Raw genomic sequence first — 18,241 nt, 5'->3', positions numbered from 1 at the left:
ACATAGTGGCTTGCGCCGAGGCACAGAGGATTGAAAGGATCTCATCACACCCACGATCGAGGATCCGACATGACACCCCGCCCTGCAGCAGACATTGTCTGGCACGCTCCGCGCATCTCCCTCACTTTCGCAGCTCCCATCGATGGGCCGGTGAGCGTCCTCTCGCTGCGCCCCTCCGGCTCCCCCGCGCCCACACCTGTCCTGCCCGAGGGCCACGGCGAACAACCACTCGTCGAGATCTCCGCGTTCGGCCACGGGCGCTTCCCCGGAAGTTTCCGCCATGTCGACACGGTCATCGGACGCGATCTGCGTCTCGTGTCGCACAACGAGTCAGAAAAGAATGGATGCCACGAGCTGCGCATCGTTCAGGAAAGCATCGTTCAGGAAAGCACCATGCAGGAAGACGGTTCGCGCGGCATCCGCGTGACGAGCGTATTCCAGGCACACGCCTCGGCCGCAGCAGTGCGCACCTGGACTGAAGTCACGACGGATGCTGGGCTCGTACTCGACGCCGTCTCGAGCTTCGCGACCGGATCGTTCCTCGCTGATGCGGAGGCATCGTCGGTCGATGCGATCGTGCTCACCCACGCCGACAACGACTGGATCGCCGAGAATCGTTGGAAGACCGAGCCGCTGCGCGCAGCCGGCCTCATCGATGTCGGACGCCACCTGCACCACCACCAGCCCCCACGCACGCGAATCGCGCTCGGCAACCGCGGGTCGTGGTCGAGCGGAGAGAAGGTTCCGACTGCGGCTCTGGCGGCATCCGATGGCGGCTATGCCCTCGCCTGGCAGATTGAGCACAACGGTCCGTGGCTGGCAGAGCTCGGCGAGAACGGCCGCGGCGCCTATGTGCTGCTCAGCGGCCCCACCGACCAGGAGCACCAGTGGAACGTGCGGTTGCACCCTGGAGAGACATTTCGATCCGCGCCGGTTTCCGTTGCCGTCGCCGTCGGCGATGCGACCGACGCACTGCGCGCGCTCACTGATCAACGCCGCGCCATTCGCCTTCCGCGCCCGGCCGATGATGCGCTGCCGGTCGTCTTCAACGACTACATGAACACGCTGATGGGCGACCCTACGACCGAAAAGCTGCTCCCGTTGATCGATGCGGCGGCAGAGGCCGGGGCCGACTATTTCTGCATCGACGCCGGCTGGTACGCGGATGGGCACTGGTGGGACGGTGTCGGAGCGTGGGAGCCCTCAGCCGTGCGCTTCCCCGGTGGCATCACCGAGGTGACCGACTACATCCGCTCGCGCGGCATGACGCCAGGGCTGTGGCTGGAGCCCGAAGTCATCGGTGTGCGCTCCCCGCTCGCCGAGACGCTGCCAAACGAGGCATTCTTCCAACGCCAGGGGGTGCGCATTGCCGAGCACGGCCGGCACCTGCTGGATCTGCGCCACCTGGCCGCTCGCGCGCACCTCGACGCCGTCGTTGACCGTCTCGTCGATGAATACGGCATCGGCTTCATCAAGATGGACGAGAACACGATGACGGGGCCGGGCACTGATCTCGACGGTCTCGCTCCCGGACACGGCCTGTTCGAGCACGCCCGCGCGCTGCTCAGCTGGATCGACGGCGTGCAATCGCGGCATCCGGCGCTCATCATCGAGAACTGCTCATCCGGCGCGATGCGCATGGACTACGCGCTGCTGTCACGCCTGCACATGCAGTCGACCTCCGATCAACAGGATCCCGTCGCATACGCCTCCATCGCCGCCGCCGCACCCGCGGCGATCCTGCCGGAGCAGGCCGGAAACTGGGCGTATCCGCAGGCGGGCATGACCGATGAGGAGCGCACGTTCGCGCTGGTCAACGGCGTGCTCGGCCGCATGTACCTTTCCGGCTACCTCAACCGCATGTCTCCCGTCGAGGTCGCCGCCGTGCGCGCGGCCGTCACGGCGCACAAGAGAGTGCTCGCCGACATCCGCGACAGGCACCCAGAGTGGCCCCTAGGCCTGCCCGCATGGGACGACGACTGGGTATCGCTGGGTCTCGGCACCGGTGATCACGCGTATCTGTCGGTATGGAGACGTGCCGGGTCCCAGACGGCGCGCCTGCACCTGCCGTGGGCGCAGTGTCGAGAGCTGTCGGTGGCGGCGTTCTTCCCCGCCGACGTCGGCGGGTGGACGTGGGCATGGGATGCCGCATCCGCCGTCCTCACGGTCACGGCATCAGGCGACGAGCCGAGCGCACGAGTACTGGACGTGCGCGTCGCCTCACGCGCTGCCGCTGAGATGCGAGAGGGCGGGTGACGCGCCGTGCGGCACACCACCCGCTCGGAAGACGTGCTCAGGCGACTGCCGGCGTTGTCTTCGCGCCTTCCCGCTCAGCGCCTTCCCATTGGCCGGTGAAGTGGTTGAAGCACACCGAGTTGTCCAGGGTGGCGCGATCCGGTGTCTTCTCCCCACTCACGACCTTGCCGATCCGCTCGGGGTCGGGGGCTGCCATCGCGAGCAGACGCGTGTAGTCGTGATGGGGGTCGAGGATGACGGCATCCGCTGGCCCCCGTTCGACGATGCGCCCCTTATAGAGGACGAGGATCTCGTCGGAGAAGTGGCGCGCGGTGGCGAGGTCGTGCGTGATGTAGAGGACGGCCAGGTCGTCCTCACGCTGCAGCCGACCGAGCAGGTTGAGCACTCCGAGCCGAATGGAAACGTCCAACATCGACACCGGCTCATCGGCGAGCACGACCTGCGCACCCGGCGCGAGCGCACGGGCGATCGCCACACGCTGACGCTGACCGCCGGAAAGCTCATGCGGACGCCGCTGCGCGAACGACTCGTCGAGATTCACTCGCTCGAGCATCTCGATGACCTTCTCGTAGGTCTCGTCTGCCCCGCGGGTGCGCTTGTGAAGCTGCAGCGGGCGACTGATGTGGTGCTCGATCGAATGGAACGGGTTGAGTGAAGCGAACGGGTCCTGGAACACCATCTGCACGTGGCGCCGGTAGTCACGCCGTGCGACGGGTCTGCCATCTGCCTGCGTGACCCCGATCGTCCCCGACGTCGGCGTCTCGAGCTTGGAGAGGATGCGAGCGATGGTCGACTTGCCCGACCCCGACTCCCCCACCAGCGCCACCGTGCGTCCGGGCACGAGGTCGAAGGAAACCCCGTCAACCGCGCGGAATCGCTGGCGGCGCACGCCCTTGCGGATGCTGAACTCCTTGACCAGGTCAGTGACCTTCACACTCGTCATGCGCGCGCCTCCTCTGTGTCGGTTCCGGTGTCAGTTCCGGTGTCGGTCTCGGTGTCGATCCCGGTGCGGATGAACGATCCGCGTGATCCGCTGAGGCTCGGGAATGAGGCGAGCAGTTTGCGGGTGTATTCGTGTTGCGGGTTTCGATACATCTCGTCCGCTCCGCTCAGCTCGATGATCTCGCCGCGCAGCATGACGGCGATGCGATCGCTGATCTCCAGCAGCAGCGGCAGATCGTGGGTGATGAAGATCACGGCGAAGCCGAGCTCATCTCGCAGGCGAACGATCTCGCGCAATATGTCGCGCTGCACGACGACATCGAGCGCCGTGGTCGGCTCGTCCATGATCATGACCTGCGGCTCGAGGATCATGGCCATCGCGATCATCACGCGCTGGCGCATGCCGCCGGACAGTTCGTGCGGATACGACGTGAGCCGCGATGGATCAACGCCCACGCGACGCATCACGTCGGCTGCCCGGTCTCGGCGCTCGCGCTTCGACATCTTCGGGCGGTGCTCCTGCAAGACATCCTCGAGCTGGGCGCGGATGCTGGTCACAGGGTTGAGCGCATTCATTGCGCCCTGGAACACCATCGACAGCTCCGACCAGCGGAACGCCCGTAGCCTCTCATCGTCGAGCGCGAGCAGATCGATGTCAACACCAGCGCGATCGTGGAAGACGATGCTGCCGTTCGCGATGCGTGCTGGCGGCTTGTGCAGCCGGTTCACCGCGTATGCGAGGGTCGTCTTGCCACATCCCGACTCGCCGGCGAGGCCCAGGATCTCACCCGCCGCAAGTTGGAACGAGGCATTCTTGACCGCGGTGACTGGCTCCTCAACTTCGTAGACGACGGTGAGATCCTCGATCGTGAGAACAGGCCGACGGGCCTCGGTGACAGCGTTCATCGGCTGCGCTCCTTCTTGAGCTGCTCGCGGCGTGCACGGCGAGTCCGGCGCGCATGCTGGCGTACGTGCTTGAGCTTGGGGTTGATGATCTCGTCGATCGAGAAGTTCACGAGCGACAGGCCCATGCCGAACAGCGCAATGAGCAAGCCTGGTGGCACAAACCACCACCATGCACCCAGGGGCAGCGCGAATCCGTTCTGCGCGTAGAAAAGCATTGTTCCGAGCGTGGACGAATTGGATGCGCCGAGGCCGATGAACGACAGCCCTGCTTCGCCGAGGATCGCGGCGATGACAGCGAAGACGAACTGTGAGGCGAGAACGGGCAGCAGGTTCGGGAGGATCTCCACGACAATGACGCGCCATGCCCTCTCTCCTGCAACGCGGGAGGCGGCGACGTAGTCACGGTTACGGATCGAGAGCGTCTGCGCGCGAAGGACGCGGGCAGAGCCGGCCCAGCTCGTGATCGCCAGGACGACCGCAATAGTCCAAAGCCCTCGCGCCTCGGCCGGAACGAAGCCCGAGATGACGATGACCAGCGGCAGGCCAGGAATCACCAAGAACACGTTCGACAGGAGCGAGAACGCCTCATCGGCGAAACCGCCGATGTATGCGCCGAAGATTCCGAAGAACGCCGACAGCACGGTGGCAAGCACGCCGACGATGAGGCCGATCTCAAGTGAGCCGCGCGTGGCGTATGCGAGCTGCGCCAGCACGTCTTTGCCCGTCTGAGTCGTTCCGAGCAGGTGTTCGGCCGATGGTCCGGTGAGGCCGATGTTGCGGATGGTCGCCGGATCACCGACGAGATAAGGGCCGATGAGGCCGAACGCGACGATGCTGCCGATGAGCACAAGCCCGAACGCAAGCCATGGCGTCATCGTCGGGAGCATCTGGCGAAGTGCCGAACGTGATCGCTGGGATCGATTCGACCTCTCACGCGCCGCACGTGTGACGATCGTCTCGGTCGCGTCGGCGAGCTGAGGTTCAGTGGTGGGGACGATATTGGTCATGCGATCAGCTCCTTGTCCGCGTGCGGGGATCGATAAGGCCGTAGAACAGGTCGACGATCAGGTTCGCTCCGAGCACTGCGAGCGTGATGAACAGGAAGAGTCCCTGCATGAGCGCGTAGTCGTTGTTCGTCACCGCCGAGAGCAACTTGGAGCCGATGCCGGGGTACGAGAACACCTGCTCGGTGATGACGGAGCCGCCGACGACGAAGCCGAGTGAGATCGCGAACCCCGCGATGGATGGCAGCACCGCGTTGCGGGCCGCGTAGTGGCGCAGAATGCGGCCGTTGGAGAGGCCCTTCGCCTGGGCAGTGAGAATGTAGTCCTCTGAGAGCGTGGAGACCATCATGTTTCGCATCCCCAGCAACCATCCGCCGAGCGACGCGATCACGATAGTGAGCGCCGGTAGGAAGCCGTAGTAGATCGCCGAGCCGATGAACTCCCAGCTCCAGCCGGGGTCAAGGATGACGTTGTACCCACCCTGCGACGGAAACAGTCCGAGCCCGGTGGACAGGAAATACACCAGGATGAGCGCGAGCCAGAAGTAAGGCACTGCCGCCAGCAGCGTCGTGGCCGGCACGAGCGAGTCCACCCAGGTTCCCGGCTTCCAGCCGACAAAGGCACCGAGGGAGATGCCGATGATAAACGCCAGCACTGTCGAGATGCCGATCAGCATGATCGTCCATGGCAGAGAGACGGCGATCACCTCGGTGACGGGCGCCGGGAAGTAGGTGACTGATACTCCGAGGTCACCTTTGAAGACGTTCACCAAGTAGCTGACGTATTGAACGATCAGCGGCTCGGACGAGTCGCCGCCGAGGAGGAGTTCGTATGCGCGCCTGGTCTCGGCTGAGACCTGTCCGCCTCGCTGCTGGAGCTTGGCGAGCAGAATATCGACCGGATTGCCCGGCAGTAGGCGTGGGATCAGGAAGTTGAGCGTCAGTGCCGCCCACAGGGCGACAACGTAGAAGCCCAGCTTTCGTATGTAGTAGTTCACCGGATCACACCCGCCGTCATCTCAAACCCCTCCTCGGCCACGTTCACTCGCCCGTCGGTGTCAGTGCCTTGAAGATCTGCGCGTTGTCAGGCGATGCCCAGATCGCCGGGAACGCGTACAGATCATCGAGTGTGGGCCAGCCGGTGAACTTCGCGGCGTTGAACTCGCTCGTTGTTCCTCCGGTGAGTACCGGGATGTACGGCAGGTCCTCGACGATCGCGGCCTGGATGATGTCGAACTGCGCCTGGCGCGTCGCGAGGTCGGCCGGGTTCGTCTTCTTGAGCACGGCGAGTGCCTCATCGACGGCAGGGTCGCTGAAGCGCGCGACGTTGACGGGTGCTGCCTGACCGACCTCTGCGGTGTTCGCCGTCGAGAAGTAGTTGTTGTACAGGTAGTACGGGTCGGATGCCGCGCCCTGGCCGAGCGAGTCGATCGCCAGCTGGTAGTTGCCCTTGCTCTTCTTGTCGGTCCACTCGTTCCACGAGGACTGTGCGGCCGTGACGCCAATGCCTGCCGCCTTGAGCTGCTGGGCCATGGTGTCGATCGCGGTGATGTAATCAGTCCAGCCGGTGACGACCTCGACCGTGAGGTTCAGCGCGACGCCATCCTTGGCGTAGATGCCGTCGGCATCCTTCTCGTAGCCGGCACCGGTGAGGATCTCGTCGACCTTGTCGAGGTCGGCCCCCGCGGGAACGCTCTTGTCTTCGATCGCGTCGGAGATGAACTCCTCCTGCGATGGCAGCAGTGCGAATGTCGGCGACATGTCGCTTGCGGTGTTCTGGAAGGCGAGCGAGTTCATCTGCTCGCGGTCGAGGGCGTAGTAGATCGCCTGGCGCACGGCCGGATCCGTCTGCGGGCCCGTGCAGCCGAGGTCGGCGTTCGAGCAGGTGAGCAGCGCCATCTGGTTTGCGCCGATCGTGATCGCCTCGTAGCCCGGGTAGTTCTCTGGAACGTTCTGGATGTCGGGGACAGGGCCCGTCTGCCAGTCGATCGTGCCAGCGGCAAGCGCGTCGGCTCCGGCGGTGTTGCCTGACAGCGACAGGTAGCGGACGTTCTCAACTGCGGGCGCGCCACCCCAGTAATCTTCGTTCGCGGTGATGGTGAACGCCTGCGGCTTGAAGTTTGCCAGCGTGTAGGGGCCGGTGCCCACCGGTTCGGCGACGACATCGGTGACGGGATCGATGCCTGACCAGATGTGCTCAGGAACGATGAACGTCTTGCCGAGAACCTCAGGGCCGGTGACGAACGCGGGCTCGGGGAATGCGATGCTGACGTGGAAGTCATCGACTTTCGTCACCTCGCCGGCAAATCCGCCGGTGTTGATCGACGGGGTGTCGAGGATCATCTGGAACGTGAAGACAACGTCGTCTGCGTCGAATGCCTCACCGTCGCTCCAGGTGACGTCCTCGCGGAGCGTGAGATCGAGCTGCGTCCCGTCTTCATTCCACGTGTACTCGGTCGCGAGCAGCGGTTCAAAGTCTTCGGTGTTGACGTTCGTGACGAAGAACAGGGGCTCGAAAATCGTGCCGAGTCCACCGATGTTGGTGGGTGCGTACGGGTTGAAGTTGCGCTGGTAGTCGCCGGCCTGTCCGGTGAAGGCGACGAGCGTGTTCGCGTCGGACGCGGCACTGCCGGAGCCACCGGAGTCACCGGTGGAGGCACAGCCGGTCAACACGAGGCCGAGGGCGGTGGCGCCCGTGGCGATCGTGAGCGATGCGCGACGAGCGCGCTGTGAGCGAAGAATCATCCTTGGTCCTTTCCTCACGCCGCAGCTGGTGCTGCAGCGTCGACGAACCCTGTGCTGACGCAGGGGGCTGAGAGTGCGTTCTCCCGGACGCCATTGTTACGCACTGAAACGAACTCCGTCAAGCCAGTTAAGACACAAACGGAACAAAGTCGTCGAAGCGCTTCGGTGCCAGGGCAGAACGGGGACCCCGTCCGACATTCATCGGATGGGGTCCCCGTCATCGAGCTGGTGAGCTCAGGCCTGCAGGTCTCCTGCGTGTCGCAAAACGAGCGGAGCGGTGAATGCCGCAGGGTCGGTTCCCTCTGGCGCCCCGGTCACGAGGAACGAGTGGCTCTCGCCAGGCAACAACGTCACGAGGCCACTGTCGACCGATGCATCGACGTGCCCTCGATCCGCGAGCAGGAATGCGTCGCGGACGAACGAGCGCGCCGTCACTGTCACGCGCACGGCGCCATCCGCTGCTTCGGCAGAGACGTCGAACGATGCCTTCTCGAGACGCTGATCGACGACCTCGGCGAAGTTGTGCACCCCGCGACCGAAGCCGGGAGCGTCGATCACGAGCACCTCGCCCGCGGCATCCTCAGGCGCATGCAATGGGGCGGGAATCGCAAGGGTCGCTTCACCGCGCGCCGCGATCTCTGCGGTGACCGAGGTCTCTGCCAGCACTGTGCCGTCGAACGAGATACGGCGAATGGCGATGTCACCGGCCCAGGCCTCGGCGTGATCGTTGAGCAGAACTGCGGCGAGCGCGCCATCCCTCGGCTGCACGGTGATCAGGCGCGGTTCATAGACCGCCTTGAGCGCGTACCAGAGGGGCTTGCGGCGCTCGGCGAAGTCGACGGCCGCCCACGAGATGACTGGCCAATCGTCATTCAGCTGCCAGACGATCGAGCCGGTATTGTACGGCGCGAGCGAGCGGAAGTGCGCGATGCCGAATCGCACGGCGGCCGCCTGGTTGAGCTGTGTGGCCCAGTGCCAGTCGTCGATTGTCGCGGGCTTTGGCAGGTGCGGGCCGTAACCGCGTTCGAGCTTGAGATTGCCCTTGTTTGCCTTCTGATGCACGAGCATCTGCTCGCCGTAGGGCTCGAGCGGGGAATCGTGCACGGCATCCGTGAGCGTCGTCCATGCGGGCGGCCCCTGGAAGCCGAACTCGGCGACGAAACGAGGCGTCCAATCGGCGTAGGCCGTGTAATCCTTCTCGTTCCAGACATCCCAGATGTGCACCGTGCCGTGCGTGTCGAGGTTCGGGCTCACGTAAGAGGAGAACGAATAGGGGCTGCCCGCTGAGTAGAAGCGCGTTGGGTCGAGTTCCGCGAGCAGGCGCGGGAAGAGTCGGCGGTAGTACGCCTCACCCCACGTCTTGCCCTCGAGGCGCGTGCGCCATCCCCACTCGGCATAACCGACGATGTTCTCGTTATTGCCGTTCCAGATCGCGAGCGATGGATGCGACGACAAGCGCGAGATCGCCTCGCGGGCTTCGGCTTCGATCTCGTCGGCGAGCCATTCTTCCTCCGCATAGGCGGCGCAGGCCAGCAGAAAGTCCTGCTGCACGAGGACGCCCTGCTCATCACAGATCGAGTAGAAGTCGTCGGACTCGTAGATTCCGCCACCCCACACTCGCAGCAGGTTCATGTTCGCCTCGGTCGCATCCGCGATGCGACGCGCGTAGCGGTCATGGTCGATCTCGGTGAGGAACGCGTGGTCAGGGATCCAGTTGGCGCCGCGGATGTGCACGAGCTGGTCGTTCACATACACCGCATACGGACTGCCGTGCTCGTCGGGCGCAATATCGACCCGCACAGTGCGGAAACCGATACGGCCTTCCCAACTGTCGAGGTCAGCCAGTCGCACCGCGACGTCGTAGAGCGGCTGGGCGCCGTGGCTGCGCGGCCACCAGAGGTCCGCGTCGGCGACCTCGACCTGAATGTGCGTGCTGGTGGCGCCAGCGGTGATCTCGGCAGTGACGATCTGGCCGGCGATTTCAACCTCAACCTGGAGCGGCCTCTGCTTCAACCCGTCGGCGCGTTCGATTTCGATGTGGGCGTCGAGGATGCCAGCAGTGCCAATCTCGTCGGTCTTCACATCGACGAGCGGGCGGACGGACGCGATGCGCGCCGTCGACCAGGTTTCGATGCGGATGGGCTTCCAGATGCCGGCGCCAGCGACATCGATGCCCCAGTCCCAGCCGAAGCTGCTGGCCATCTTGCGCACGGCGTTATAGGGATGATGGTTCACGTAGGGACGTTCGCCGTGCTCGTCGGAGCGTGCGTGCGCCGCCGGCACGGGGGCTGCGAAGTCGATGCGCAGCGCGTTGTCACCTTCGACGAGCGCGGCGCCGATGTCGAAGCGGTATGAGCGGTGCTGGTTCTGGGTACGACCGACCTCGACGCCGTTGAGCGTCACGGTCGCGATTGTGTCGAGGCCGTCGGCGACGAGATCGCGACGCTCTGAGCCTTCGTCGTGCCAGCGGAATGTGGTCTCAAAAGTCCAGTCCACATCGCCGATCCACTGCTGCGCGGTCTCGTTCGCTCCGTCGAATGGTTCGTCGATGAGCCCGGCGCGCTGCAGGTCGAGGTGCACCGAACCCGGCACCTGTGCGGGTATCGAGTGACCTGCGACGTTCTCAGGCGCGGGACCTGAGGCCGCGGTGACGGTCCAGTTCTCGGACAGTTCGATGACGGTCATGCGGCTCCTTCGCCTCTGGCACACCCCGGTGGGCGCAACACTTAGTTCCATAGTCTTACAAACTCTGACGTATTGCGCGACCCCCCAGTCGACATCAGCGGCAGCGAATTAGTGCCGCCATCCGGCGGATCTCGTGGACTCTGATCGTGGTCGCGTTGGTCGTACTCGCACTGCTCTACGCAGGGCGGCTGTTCTGGCTGAACATGATGGCCACCGAGGGCGACGTCCCACCTGCGTCAGCGATCCCGTTGCCTGTAGGCGCCGAGATCCTCGGCGAAAGCACTGGTTGCGGGAGTGGCGGCTGCGCTATCGTTTGAGTGTGATTTCCGGATCGGCTCTATGCCATGCACAGGTTGGTAAACCGGAAGTTCTCTGAGGTTCTACCGGTTGTCTCGACCGGCGCACCCGCTCTCCTCGCCCGAGCAGCTTCATCGCCGCTCGCGGGCACCGCCGCCTTTGGCGTGCCGTTCGTATGCCCACGCATCAAACGGCATCTCGTACACGCCAGACAGAGACCTAGACAGGGAAATCACCATTTCAGCAACGTTTAATCACACCATCATCGCTTCGAAGGACCGTCACGAGTCCGCCAGGTTCTATCGGGAACTCATCGAAGCATCGGAAGCCGCCTCCTGGGGGCCGTTCACCAACATCATGCTCGACGGCGGCGTGATGCTGCAGTTCGCGGAGCCACCCGTCGAGATCCAGATGCAGCACTATGCATTCCTGGTCGATGACGAGCTCTTCGATCGCGCCTACTCACGCTTGGTCGACGGGAATGTGACCCACTGGGCAGACCCGCAGATGACCCGTTCGGGAGAGACAAACACCGAACACGGCGGACGAGGGGTCTACTTCAAGGACCCCTCCGGCCATGCCATCGAACTCATCACCCAGCCCTACCTCTAGAGAACGTCGGGTATGTCCTCGGACGCTTATCGGGCCAATGCCCGGTGGGGCGGGTAACGTCGGTGTCATCGCGGCGATCTGCGGCATAGAGGAGGGCCGGGCCATTGCAGGCCCGACCCTCCTCGACGCTTTGACTTTGTGTCAGCTGACCTCGCCTGCGGCCGCCTTTACGGCCGCGTCGATGTCCTCGATGCTGACGTCGAGCTGCTTCGCCACACGCTTCTCTGCTTTCAACTCGGCCTTCTCGACCGCGGCCTCTTCGGTGCTTTCACCGACGATGAGCAACGCGGCTTCCCCGACGTCGAGGAGGTCACCCAGCTCCTTGACCTCCTCGCGGGAGAGCCCCCTCGTGAGGTGGCCGCTCACCGCACCGATCGCGCCACCGACAACGGCCGTGCCGATGATCGCCGGCGGGAACAACAGGCCGACCACGGCGCCGATCGCGGCTCCGCCCCAGCCCCAGTGGCGGAAGGTCGTCTCGTCCTTGTTTACGTGGACCTTGCCTTTATCGTCTTTGGTGACGACGGCCGCGTCATAGGTTCCGATCGCCCCATCGGAATGCAGCTTCTTGAATGCGTCATAGTCGACCCGGGCCTTATCCTTGCTCGGGTACGTTCCAATGAAGAGGAATACTCCGTCTGATTTTGTCATTTCGGCTCCTTCTCGTTGTGATGATGCCCGCCGATCCAACTACGCGCATCCTGACCCTCGTCACGCTATGCACGGGACATCCAGTTGATAAGGGGGTTGCTAGGCGGCCGTGATTGTGAGAAAACGCGCGCGGGGAAATCTGCCGCACCCCGCACGTCCATTCAGGGGTGCTGGAGCGGATGCGGTCACGCGATTGCGGTGACCGAAACCGGTGATTTGGCCGAGCAAATCACCGGTTAGCTATTTCAAGTGGGATTTTGCACGGGTAAACTAGCGGTTATGGACGAAGATCGGATCTTGCAGTGGCCGCCACACGGCGTCGAAACGCTTCCCTGGCAGCAGCAGGTTCGTGGTGGCACCCGCGACGACCGGATGATGCGGTCCGTGGATGCGACCATCCCGCCGTTCATCCGCGAGCTCGACTACATGCCGCCACTGAAGGTGATGCTCCACACCGAGCGCGCACTGCTCGCTGTAGCCCAGGCCGACACCGACGCCGAGGGGCACTCCGCCGCCCTCAGCCGCTTCATGGTCCGCTCCGAGTCCACAGCCTCGTCGAAGATCGAGCGCATCAACGCTTCCGCCCGCGACTACGCCAAGGCGCTGGCCGGCAACAAGGGCAACACCTCCGCCACCAGCATGGTCGCAGCCTCCGCCGCACTCCACGAGCTGATCACCAAGGTCGGTGAGAGCGGGCGCTTCGAGCTCGATTACCTCATGAGCGCCCACCGTGCGCTCATGACCGACGAACCCCAGGAAGCCGACTACGCCGGTCGCCTCCGCGACATGCAGAACTGGATCGGCGGCAGCGACCACTCCCCTCGGGGCGCACTCCACGTTCCCCCGGCGCCCGAGCGCGTGCCCGAACTGATGGACGACCTCATCGCCTACCTCAACCGGGACGACGTACCCGTGATGACGCAGGCCACGATCGGTCACGCCCAGTTCGAGTCCATCCACGCCTTCACCGACGGCAACGGTCGCATCGGCCGCGCTCTCGTCTCCGCCGTGTTGCGGCGTCGAGGCGTCACCCGGAACGCGGTGGTCCCCCTCGCCAGCGGCCTGCTCGCCCACCGCGACGACTACTTCGCTGCCCTCGGCTCCCACCGACTCGGCGACCCTGCACCGCTCATCGACCTGTTCGCGCTCTCTACGCGCGCGGCCGCCGGATGCTCCCGCGAGACCATCGCCCGCCTGAAGGCGATGCCCGCACTGTGGGCTGCAGAGCTGAAGCCACGCGCGAACTCCGCTGCAGCTGCTCTCATCCAGGCGTTCTACGACCACCCCGTCATGGGCACCGGCGAGATCGAAGCCACAGCCGGTTCCCCCACGGCCGCCTACAGGGCGATCGACCAGCTGGTCGACGCCGGCTTCATCGAGGAGATCACGGGGCGCAAGAAGGACCGCGTCTGGGCGGCATCCGAAGTGATGGCCGAGCTCGACGATCTTGACCGCCGCATCCAAACAGCCATGCACGAAGGAAAGCAGGACTGATGCCCGAGTGGATCTGGGAGAAGACATCACACGGGACCGGCACGGCTCGCGTCCTGCTCTGCGTACGATGACCCCATGACGTTCGACCTGTGGCCTGACCACTTCCGGGCCAACCCGACCCGACACCGGGAGATGGAAGCGACAGTCGAGTGGGATGCGACGCCGAACGTGAGCGAATCGGAGAGGCGAGCGTTTATCCGGTCCTTTCAACGTTTCGAACTTGGCGAGAACGGGGACGGCGAACGCTTGCTCGTGAAAGCGGCAGCCGCCGGCGACCCGACCTATCTCGCGGCGCTCGAACTCCTCGTGAGAGAGGAGCAGAAGCACTCCGCGCTGTTCCGTCGTGGCCTCGACCACTTTGATGCACCCGCTCTCGACTCTCATTGGACCGATGCCGCTTTCACGACTTTGCGTCGCCTGTTCGGTTTGCGCACCGAGCTCGGTATGTTCCTCATCGCCGAGACCGTGGCGATGGGCTACTTTTCTGCCCTCGCCGAGCGTGCTCCGGACCCGGTATTGCGCGGGATCGGCCGGCGGATCGCGATCGACGAGCGCGATCACATCCGCTTTCAAATCGACCGTCTCCGGATCGGCTTTCGGGGCACGCCGGCTGCGGCCCGTGCCGCGGTAAGGCTCAGTTGGTGTGTGGTCGCGGCTGGAGCTGCGACGGTCGTCCTCATCGACCATGCCGCAGCGCTTCGAGCATGCGGCATCCGGCCCCTCGCCTATTGGGGCCAGGCGATGAGACGGTCCCGACACGCTGCGCGGGAGGTGCTCACGATGCCCTGGGCGCCGCTGCTCGGGCCGACCTCGATACCACTTCGACAGATCAAGTGACAAGGGACAGGGCGCCTGCCGAACCCGGATGGGCATGCTCGGACAGGCACCCGCACCCGTCGCACAGCGAGGTGCCCCTTACGGGCACGTAGCGTCAATGACCCGTGCTGCCGAAATTCCTCGTGTCGGGTTCCGAACAACGATCTTTCGTCTGCAACCGCTACCCGACGGGAAGTTCGCCTGAGCCTGGCACGCGGGCCAAGTCGCCGGACGAGAGCCACAGCACCACCCTCAACAGCTCTGAGCCCAGGTACAGCTAAGACTCCTGAGCCCATGCATGCGGACGGGGTCTACCTTCCAGGCATAGGTCACAGAACCACCGAGTGGGCCTGAAGGATGATCAAGAACTGAACGACCCGACCGTGGGGCGGATGCCCACGGTAAGTAGCACGGCATTCTGTCCCGGATCCCGCGTGCCATGAGCGACATGGCCATCAATCCGCAGAATTCCGCGGGTCGAGGTGGAACACCTGTTCGATCGTGCGCGTTGCAGCGAGGCGGTGACACTACCGCCAAGAGCCGTTTCGCGCTCAAATGTTGCCACTGGTGTTGCCGCGCACAGCTCTCGACATGGAAAAACCCAGATGAACAGGGGTTTTTCTGGCGGTGACGGTGGGATTTGAACCCATGAACTCGAGATCTGATTCAGTACAGAAGCTCGGTTTCGCCCGGATTCGCTGGCGTTGAACTCGGGATTCAATCAGGCGAATCAGGGTCGATCTGGTTCAGTTGTTGCCAAGGGGTTGCCAGGAGGCCATCGCGACGCCCCGGAAAGTCGCATCCTTGGTGGACAGTGAATCTCGGCTGTTTAGAAGCGACCGCCATTCACTGAGTCAGCGCGGATGAAGCCTGCTGAGCATCAGCCCTTCAGCCCCGAGTGCGCAATCCCTTCCACGAACTGTTTCTGAGCGATCACGAACACCACCAGAACCGGAATCACCGTCATCGTCGCGGCCGCGAGCTTTGTGTTCCACATGGAACCGCCGTAGGTATCGACGTAGTTGGCTAGCGCCTGAGGCAGAACGAACAGATCCGGCGAAGTGATGTACACGATCGGCTCGAGGTACATGTTCCACGAATTGAGGAACGTGAGGATCGCGACCGCAGACAGAGCCGGCTTTGCGAGTGGGAGCGCGATGTACCACCAGGTGCGAACTCGTCCCAATCCGTCGACGCGGGCAGCATCCTCGAGTTCCCCGGGCAGCGCGATGAAGAACTGTCGCATGATAAACGTCCCCAGCACCGCTCCTGCACCGAAAGCTGGCACCACAATCAGCGGCACATGCGTATTAATCAAGCCGAGTTGTCGGAAAGCCTGGAACAGCGGGACGATCGTCACCTCGGTCGGTACCAGCATCCCGATGAATGTCACCATGAACAGCACGTTCGCGCCAGGAAACTTGATGCGCGCGAACGCGTAGCCGGCAAGGCTCGAGACCGTGAGGGTGATCAATGTGACGAGAACTGCAATGTACACGCTGTTGAAGTACGCATGGCCGAACGGCAGAAACTCGAACGCATTCACGTAGCCATCCAGCGTCCACGTGTGGGGCAGCAGCGACGGAGGCGAACCGAACATCTCATTCGTCGGCTTAAACGAAGAGGTGATCATCCAGATCGTCGGAATGGCGAATGGTATCGCCAACACCGCCAATGCGAGGTAGAGAACGACCTTGCGAACAATGTCGCTGATGTGCTTCTCAGTCTTCATAGAAAACGAACCTCCTACGCATCTGCCACTGGACGACCGTGAGCACGAGCACGAACGTCAACAGCACGAGAGCGAGTGTCGAGCCATACCCGATCTTCGAGAACGAGAATGCCTGTTGGTAGACGTAATAGACGAGCACCGTCGTGGAAGAGGCCGGACCGCCTTGCGTCAGCACTGCAATCATCGCGAACGACTGGAGTGCCGCGATGATCGTCAGGATGCTGGTGAGCAATAGTGTGGGGGAGATCAGCGGCATTGTGATGCGCCAGAAGATCGACGTACGGCTCGCTCCGTCGAGGCGAGCGGCCTCATAGAGCTCAGTTGGCACGCCTTGCAAGGCAGCCAAGAAGAGCACCATGTTTACCCCGACGCTGCGGAGCACTTGTGAGACGATCACGCTGAGCATTGAGGTGGAGCTGTTCTGCAACCAGTTGGGTCCGTCGATCCCCACGAGATTCAGAGTCTCGTTGAGCACGCCGTTGTCCTGAAGCATGAGGCTGGAGATTAGCGCCCATGCAACCACCGAGACCACGACCGGCGAAAAGAAGATGGTGCGAAAAACCGTCATCCCCCGCAGCTTCTTGTTGAGCAGGACGGCGAGTCCCAGCCCGACAGAAAGGTTGAGCACCACGACCCCGACAGAGAAGATTGCCGTCGCGCCCAGCACCTTGGGGATGTTCGGATCGTTGACCAGCGCCGCGTAGTTATCTCCGCCGACGAAGGTCATTTCGCCAGCGAAGACGTTCCACTCGTTCAGGCTGTACCAGACTGCGAGGCCGACTGGGATGATGACGAAAAGGAGAACCCCGATGATCTCCGGAGAGATGAAGGCATAGCCGACCAGGGCATCTCGCCGTGAGCCGGTCCAGAACCGTGCACGCCGAGGCGAGGCGATTGTCGCGCCCCGCCCCGGAACGGTCGAAGGAGTTACGCTCATTTTGCCAGCAGGGGATCGATCGCGCTGCAGGTTGCTCCGAGCACAGCCGAGATGTCAGCACCGGGCTGCCACAGCGAGTCGAGCGACGAACGGACGGTCGCGGTGATTTCGGCCATTCCCGGCGCGGTCGGCGTCACGATCGCATCTGCGATCGGGCCGACTACTGCGCGCTCGAGCTGCTCAGCTGTGAAGTTCGAGTTGGTCTCAGCGAGCTTCTCACCCGTCAGCAACGAGTCACGTGCCGGAGGAAAGAACTGCGACAGCTTGGCGGAGTTCTCCGGGTCAGTGAGGAAGGCGAGGAAGTCAACCGACTCATCGACGTGCTTGCTACTGGCCAGCACACCCATGCTCGCTTGAGCCACCACAGAAACGCTGCCGGCTGGGCCCTCAGGGAGCGGCATGATCTCGTACTCGAACGAGTCGTCGAGCAGCGCACCGCGGGATATCTGAGTGGTAACGAACGCCGCATCACCCGCGAAGAAATCAACCGTCGTTCCCGGGCCGGGGTGCGATCCGTTCGTGAACACAGCGTCGTGGAAGAAGGTCAGTGCCTCAACCATCTCATCCGAGTCGAACCCACATCCCTCCTCGTCCCATGACGTTGCTCCCCAGCCGGCCCACAACGGCTGCAGATTCGCCCAGTTAGCGAAATCGAAGTCACCGAGCAGGAATCCGGCCTTGCCGGTCTTCTGATTCACTCCGGCACCGACTTCGTCGAGCTGTTCCCAGGTAAGCGACGTGAGGTCGAGATCGGCGTATCCCGCTTCAGCTAACAGGGTCTTGTTGATGAAGACCGCGTACGGTCCGTTCGAGAACGGAATCGCGTACAGCTCGCCATCCTTCATAAAGGGGTCGCGGAGGCTGGTGACGATGTCGTCGAAGTCGTAACCCTCAACCTCAGTGAATGCCGGCGTGAGTGGTGCGAGACCACCGGCATTCATGATGTCCGCCGAGATGCCACCCATCCAGGCCAAGTCCGGTGATTTACCACCGGCGACCTGAGTCGTGAGCGTCGTCTCGTAGTCGGCAAAGGGGATCGAGTCGAACGATATCGTGCCGATCTCGGAGTGGTCAGCCGAATACTCATCGGCGATCTCATTGAGCAGTGCCAGATGGTCCTCATTGGCCGTCCACACCGTCATACGAAGATCCACGCTACCTTCCG

The 18,241-nt window shown here is 63.5% G+C and carries 15 protein-coding genes; 5 read left to right on the top strand and 10 right to left on the bottom strand.

Features of this window, described 5'->3' with window-relative positions; translation table 11 throughout:
• Positions 1–69 precede the first annotated feature (69 nt).
• Complete coding sequence (locus tag AC1C2Q_RS12455; RefSeq protein ID WP_495450366.1) at positions 70–2,256, top strand: glycoside hydrolase family 36 protein; 2,187 nt, start codon at positions 70–72, stop codon at positions 2,254–2,256.
• 37 nt (positions 2,257–2,293) lie between these two features.
• On the opposite strand, the gene AC1C2Q_RS12450 is transcribed toward AC1C2Q_RS12455, so the two are convergent.
• The 6 genes from AC1C2Q_RS12450 to AC1C2Q_RS12425 form a co-directional block, all read right to left on the bottom strand.
• Positions 2,294–3,199 (bottom strand): ABC transporter ATP-binding protein, encoded by a 906-nt coding sequence (locus AC1C2Q_RS12450; protein ID WP_495450365.1) that lies wholly within the window; start codon positions 3,197–3,199, stop codon positions 2,294–2,296.
• Entirely contained in the window at positions 3,196–4,104 is a 909-nt protein-coding gene (locus tag AC1C2Q_RS12445; protein WP_495450364.1) for an ABC transporter ATP-binding protein, read from the bottom strand. The genes AC1C2Q_RS12450 and AC1C2Q_RS12445 overlap by 4 nt, the downstream gene beginning before the upstream one ends.
• On the bottom strand, positions 4,101–5,111 hold the full coding sequence (locus tag AC1C2Q_RS12440) for an ABC transporter permease (RefSeq protein ID WP_495450363.1): 1,011 nt from the start codon (positions 5,109–5,111) through the stop codon (positions 4,101–4,103). Before AC1C2Q_RS12440 ends, AC1C2Q_RS12445 begins: the two co-directional genes overlap by 4 nt.
• Before the next feature lie 4 nt (positions 5,112–5,115).
• Positions 5,116–6,105, bottom strand: a complete 990-nt coding sequence (locus AC1C2Q_RS12435; RefSeq protein ID WP_495431395.1) for an ABC transporter permease — start codon at positions 6,103–6,105, stop codon at positions 5,116–5,118.
• A 43-nt stretch (positions 6,106–6,148) separates the two neighbouring features.
• Positions 6,149–7,852 carry an ABC transporter substrate-binding protein gene (locus AC1C2Q_RS12430; protein ID WP_495450362.1) on the bottom strand — a complete coding sequence of 568 codons (1,704 nt, stop codon included), beginning with the start codon at positions 7,850–7,852 and terminating at the stop codon, positions 6,149–6,151.
• A gap of 234 nt (positions 7,853–8,086) precedes the next feature.
• Positions 8,087–10,537 (bottom strand): glycoside hydrolase family 2 protein, encoded by a 2,451-nt coding sequence (locus tag AC1C2Q_RS12425; RefSeq protein WP_495450361.1) that lies wholly within the window; start codon positions 10,535–10,537, stop codon positions 8,087–8,089.
• A 146-nt stretch (positions 10,538–10,683) separates the two neighbouring features.
• Here AC1C2Q_RS12425 and AC1C2Q_RS12420 point away from each other — a divergent pair, with 146 nt between their 5' ends.
• Together AC1C2Q_RS12420 and AC1C2Q_RS12415 are read left to right on the top strand one after the other, a co-directional pair.
• The gene (locus AC1C2Q_RS12420; protein ID WP_495450360.1) at positions 10,684–10,854 is read left to right on the top strand and encodes a hypothetical protein; all 171 of its coding nucleotides are present in this window, start codon (positions 10,684–10,686) and stop codon (positions 10,852–10,854) included.
• A gap of 70 nt (positions 10,855–10,924) precedes the next feature.
• Positions 10,925–11,446 (top strand): VOC family protein, encoded by a 522-nt coding sequence (locus AC1C2Q_RS12415; RefSeq protein ID WP_495450359.1) that lies wholly within the window; start codon positions 10,925–10,927, stop codon positions 11,444–11,446.
• A 141-nt stretch (positions 11,447–11,587) separates the two neighbouring features.
• Here AC1C2Q_RS12415 and AC1C2Q_RS12410 read toward each other — a convergent pair whose 3' ends face one another.
• Positions 11,588–12,097: a DUF1269 domain-containing protein gene (locus AC1C2Q_RS12410; RefSeq protein ID WP_495431390.1), complete on the bottom strand. Its 510-nt coding sequence runs from the start codon at positions 12,095–12,097 to the stop codon at positions 11,588–11,590.
• A gap of 279 nt (positions 12,098–12,376) precedes the next feature.
• Here AC1C2Q_RS12410 and AC1C2Q_RS12405 point away from each other — a divergent pair, with 279 nt between their 5' ends.
• Positions 12,377–13,591 (top strand): Fic family protein, encoded by a 1,215-nt coding sequence (locus AC1C2Q_RS12405; protein ID WP_495450358.1) that lies wholly within the window; start codon positions 12,377–12,379, stop codon positions 13,589–13,591.
• A 75-nt stretch (positions 13,592–13,666) separates the two neighbouring features.
• Positions 13,667–14,428, top strand: a complete 762-nt coding sequence (locus tag AC1C2Q_RS12400; RefSeq protein ID WP_495450357.1) for a ferritin-like domain-containing protein — start codon at positions 13,667–13,669, stop codon at positions 14,426–14,428.
• 859 nt (positions 14,429–15,287) lie between these two features.
• On the opposite strand, the gene AC1C2Q_RS12395 is transcribed toward AC1C2Q_RS12400, so the two are convergent.
• Genes AC1C2Q_RS12395 through AC1C2Q_RS12385 form a run of 3 tightly spaced genes read right to left on the bottom strand, consistent with a single transcriptional unit; the run spans position 15,288 to position 18,218 of the window.
• On the bottom strand, positions 15,288–16,139 hold the full coding sequence (locus AC1C2Q_RS12395; protein ID WP_495450356.1) for a carbohydrate ABC transporter permease: 852 nt from the start codon (positions 16,137–16,139) through the stop codon (positions 15,288–15,290).
• Positions 16,129–17,076, bottom strand: a complete 948-nt coding sequence (locus tag AC1C2Q_RS12390; RefSeq protein ID WP_495450355.1) for a carbohydrate ABC transporter permease — start codon at positions 17,074–17,076, stop codon at positions 16,129–16,131. Before AC1C2Q_RS12390 ends, AC1C2Q_RS12395 begins: the two co-directional genes overlap by 11 nt.
• Complete coding sequence (locus AC1C2Q_RS12385) at positions 17,073–18,218, bottom strand: ABC transporter substrate-binding protein (RefSeq protein WP_495450354.1); 1,146 nt, start codon at positions 18,216–18,218, stop codon at positions 17,073–17,075. The genes AC1C2Q_RS12390 and AC1C2Q_RS12385 overlap by 4 nt, the downstream gene beginning before the upstream one ends.
• Positions 18,219–18,241 lie beyond the last annotated feature (23 nt).

It is taken from the genome of Microbacterium sp. Y356, assembly GCF_059445355.1.
Note: the sequence above shows the minus strand (reverse complement) of the source record. Positions and strands in the feature narration are given on the sequence as shown.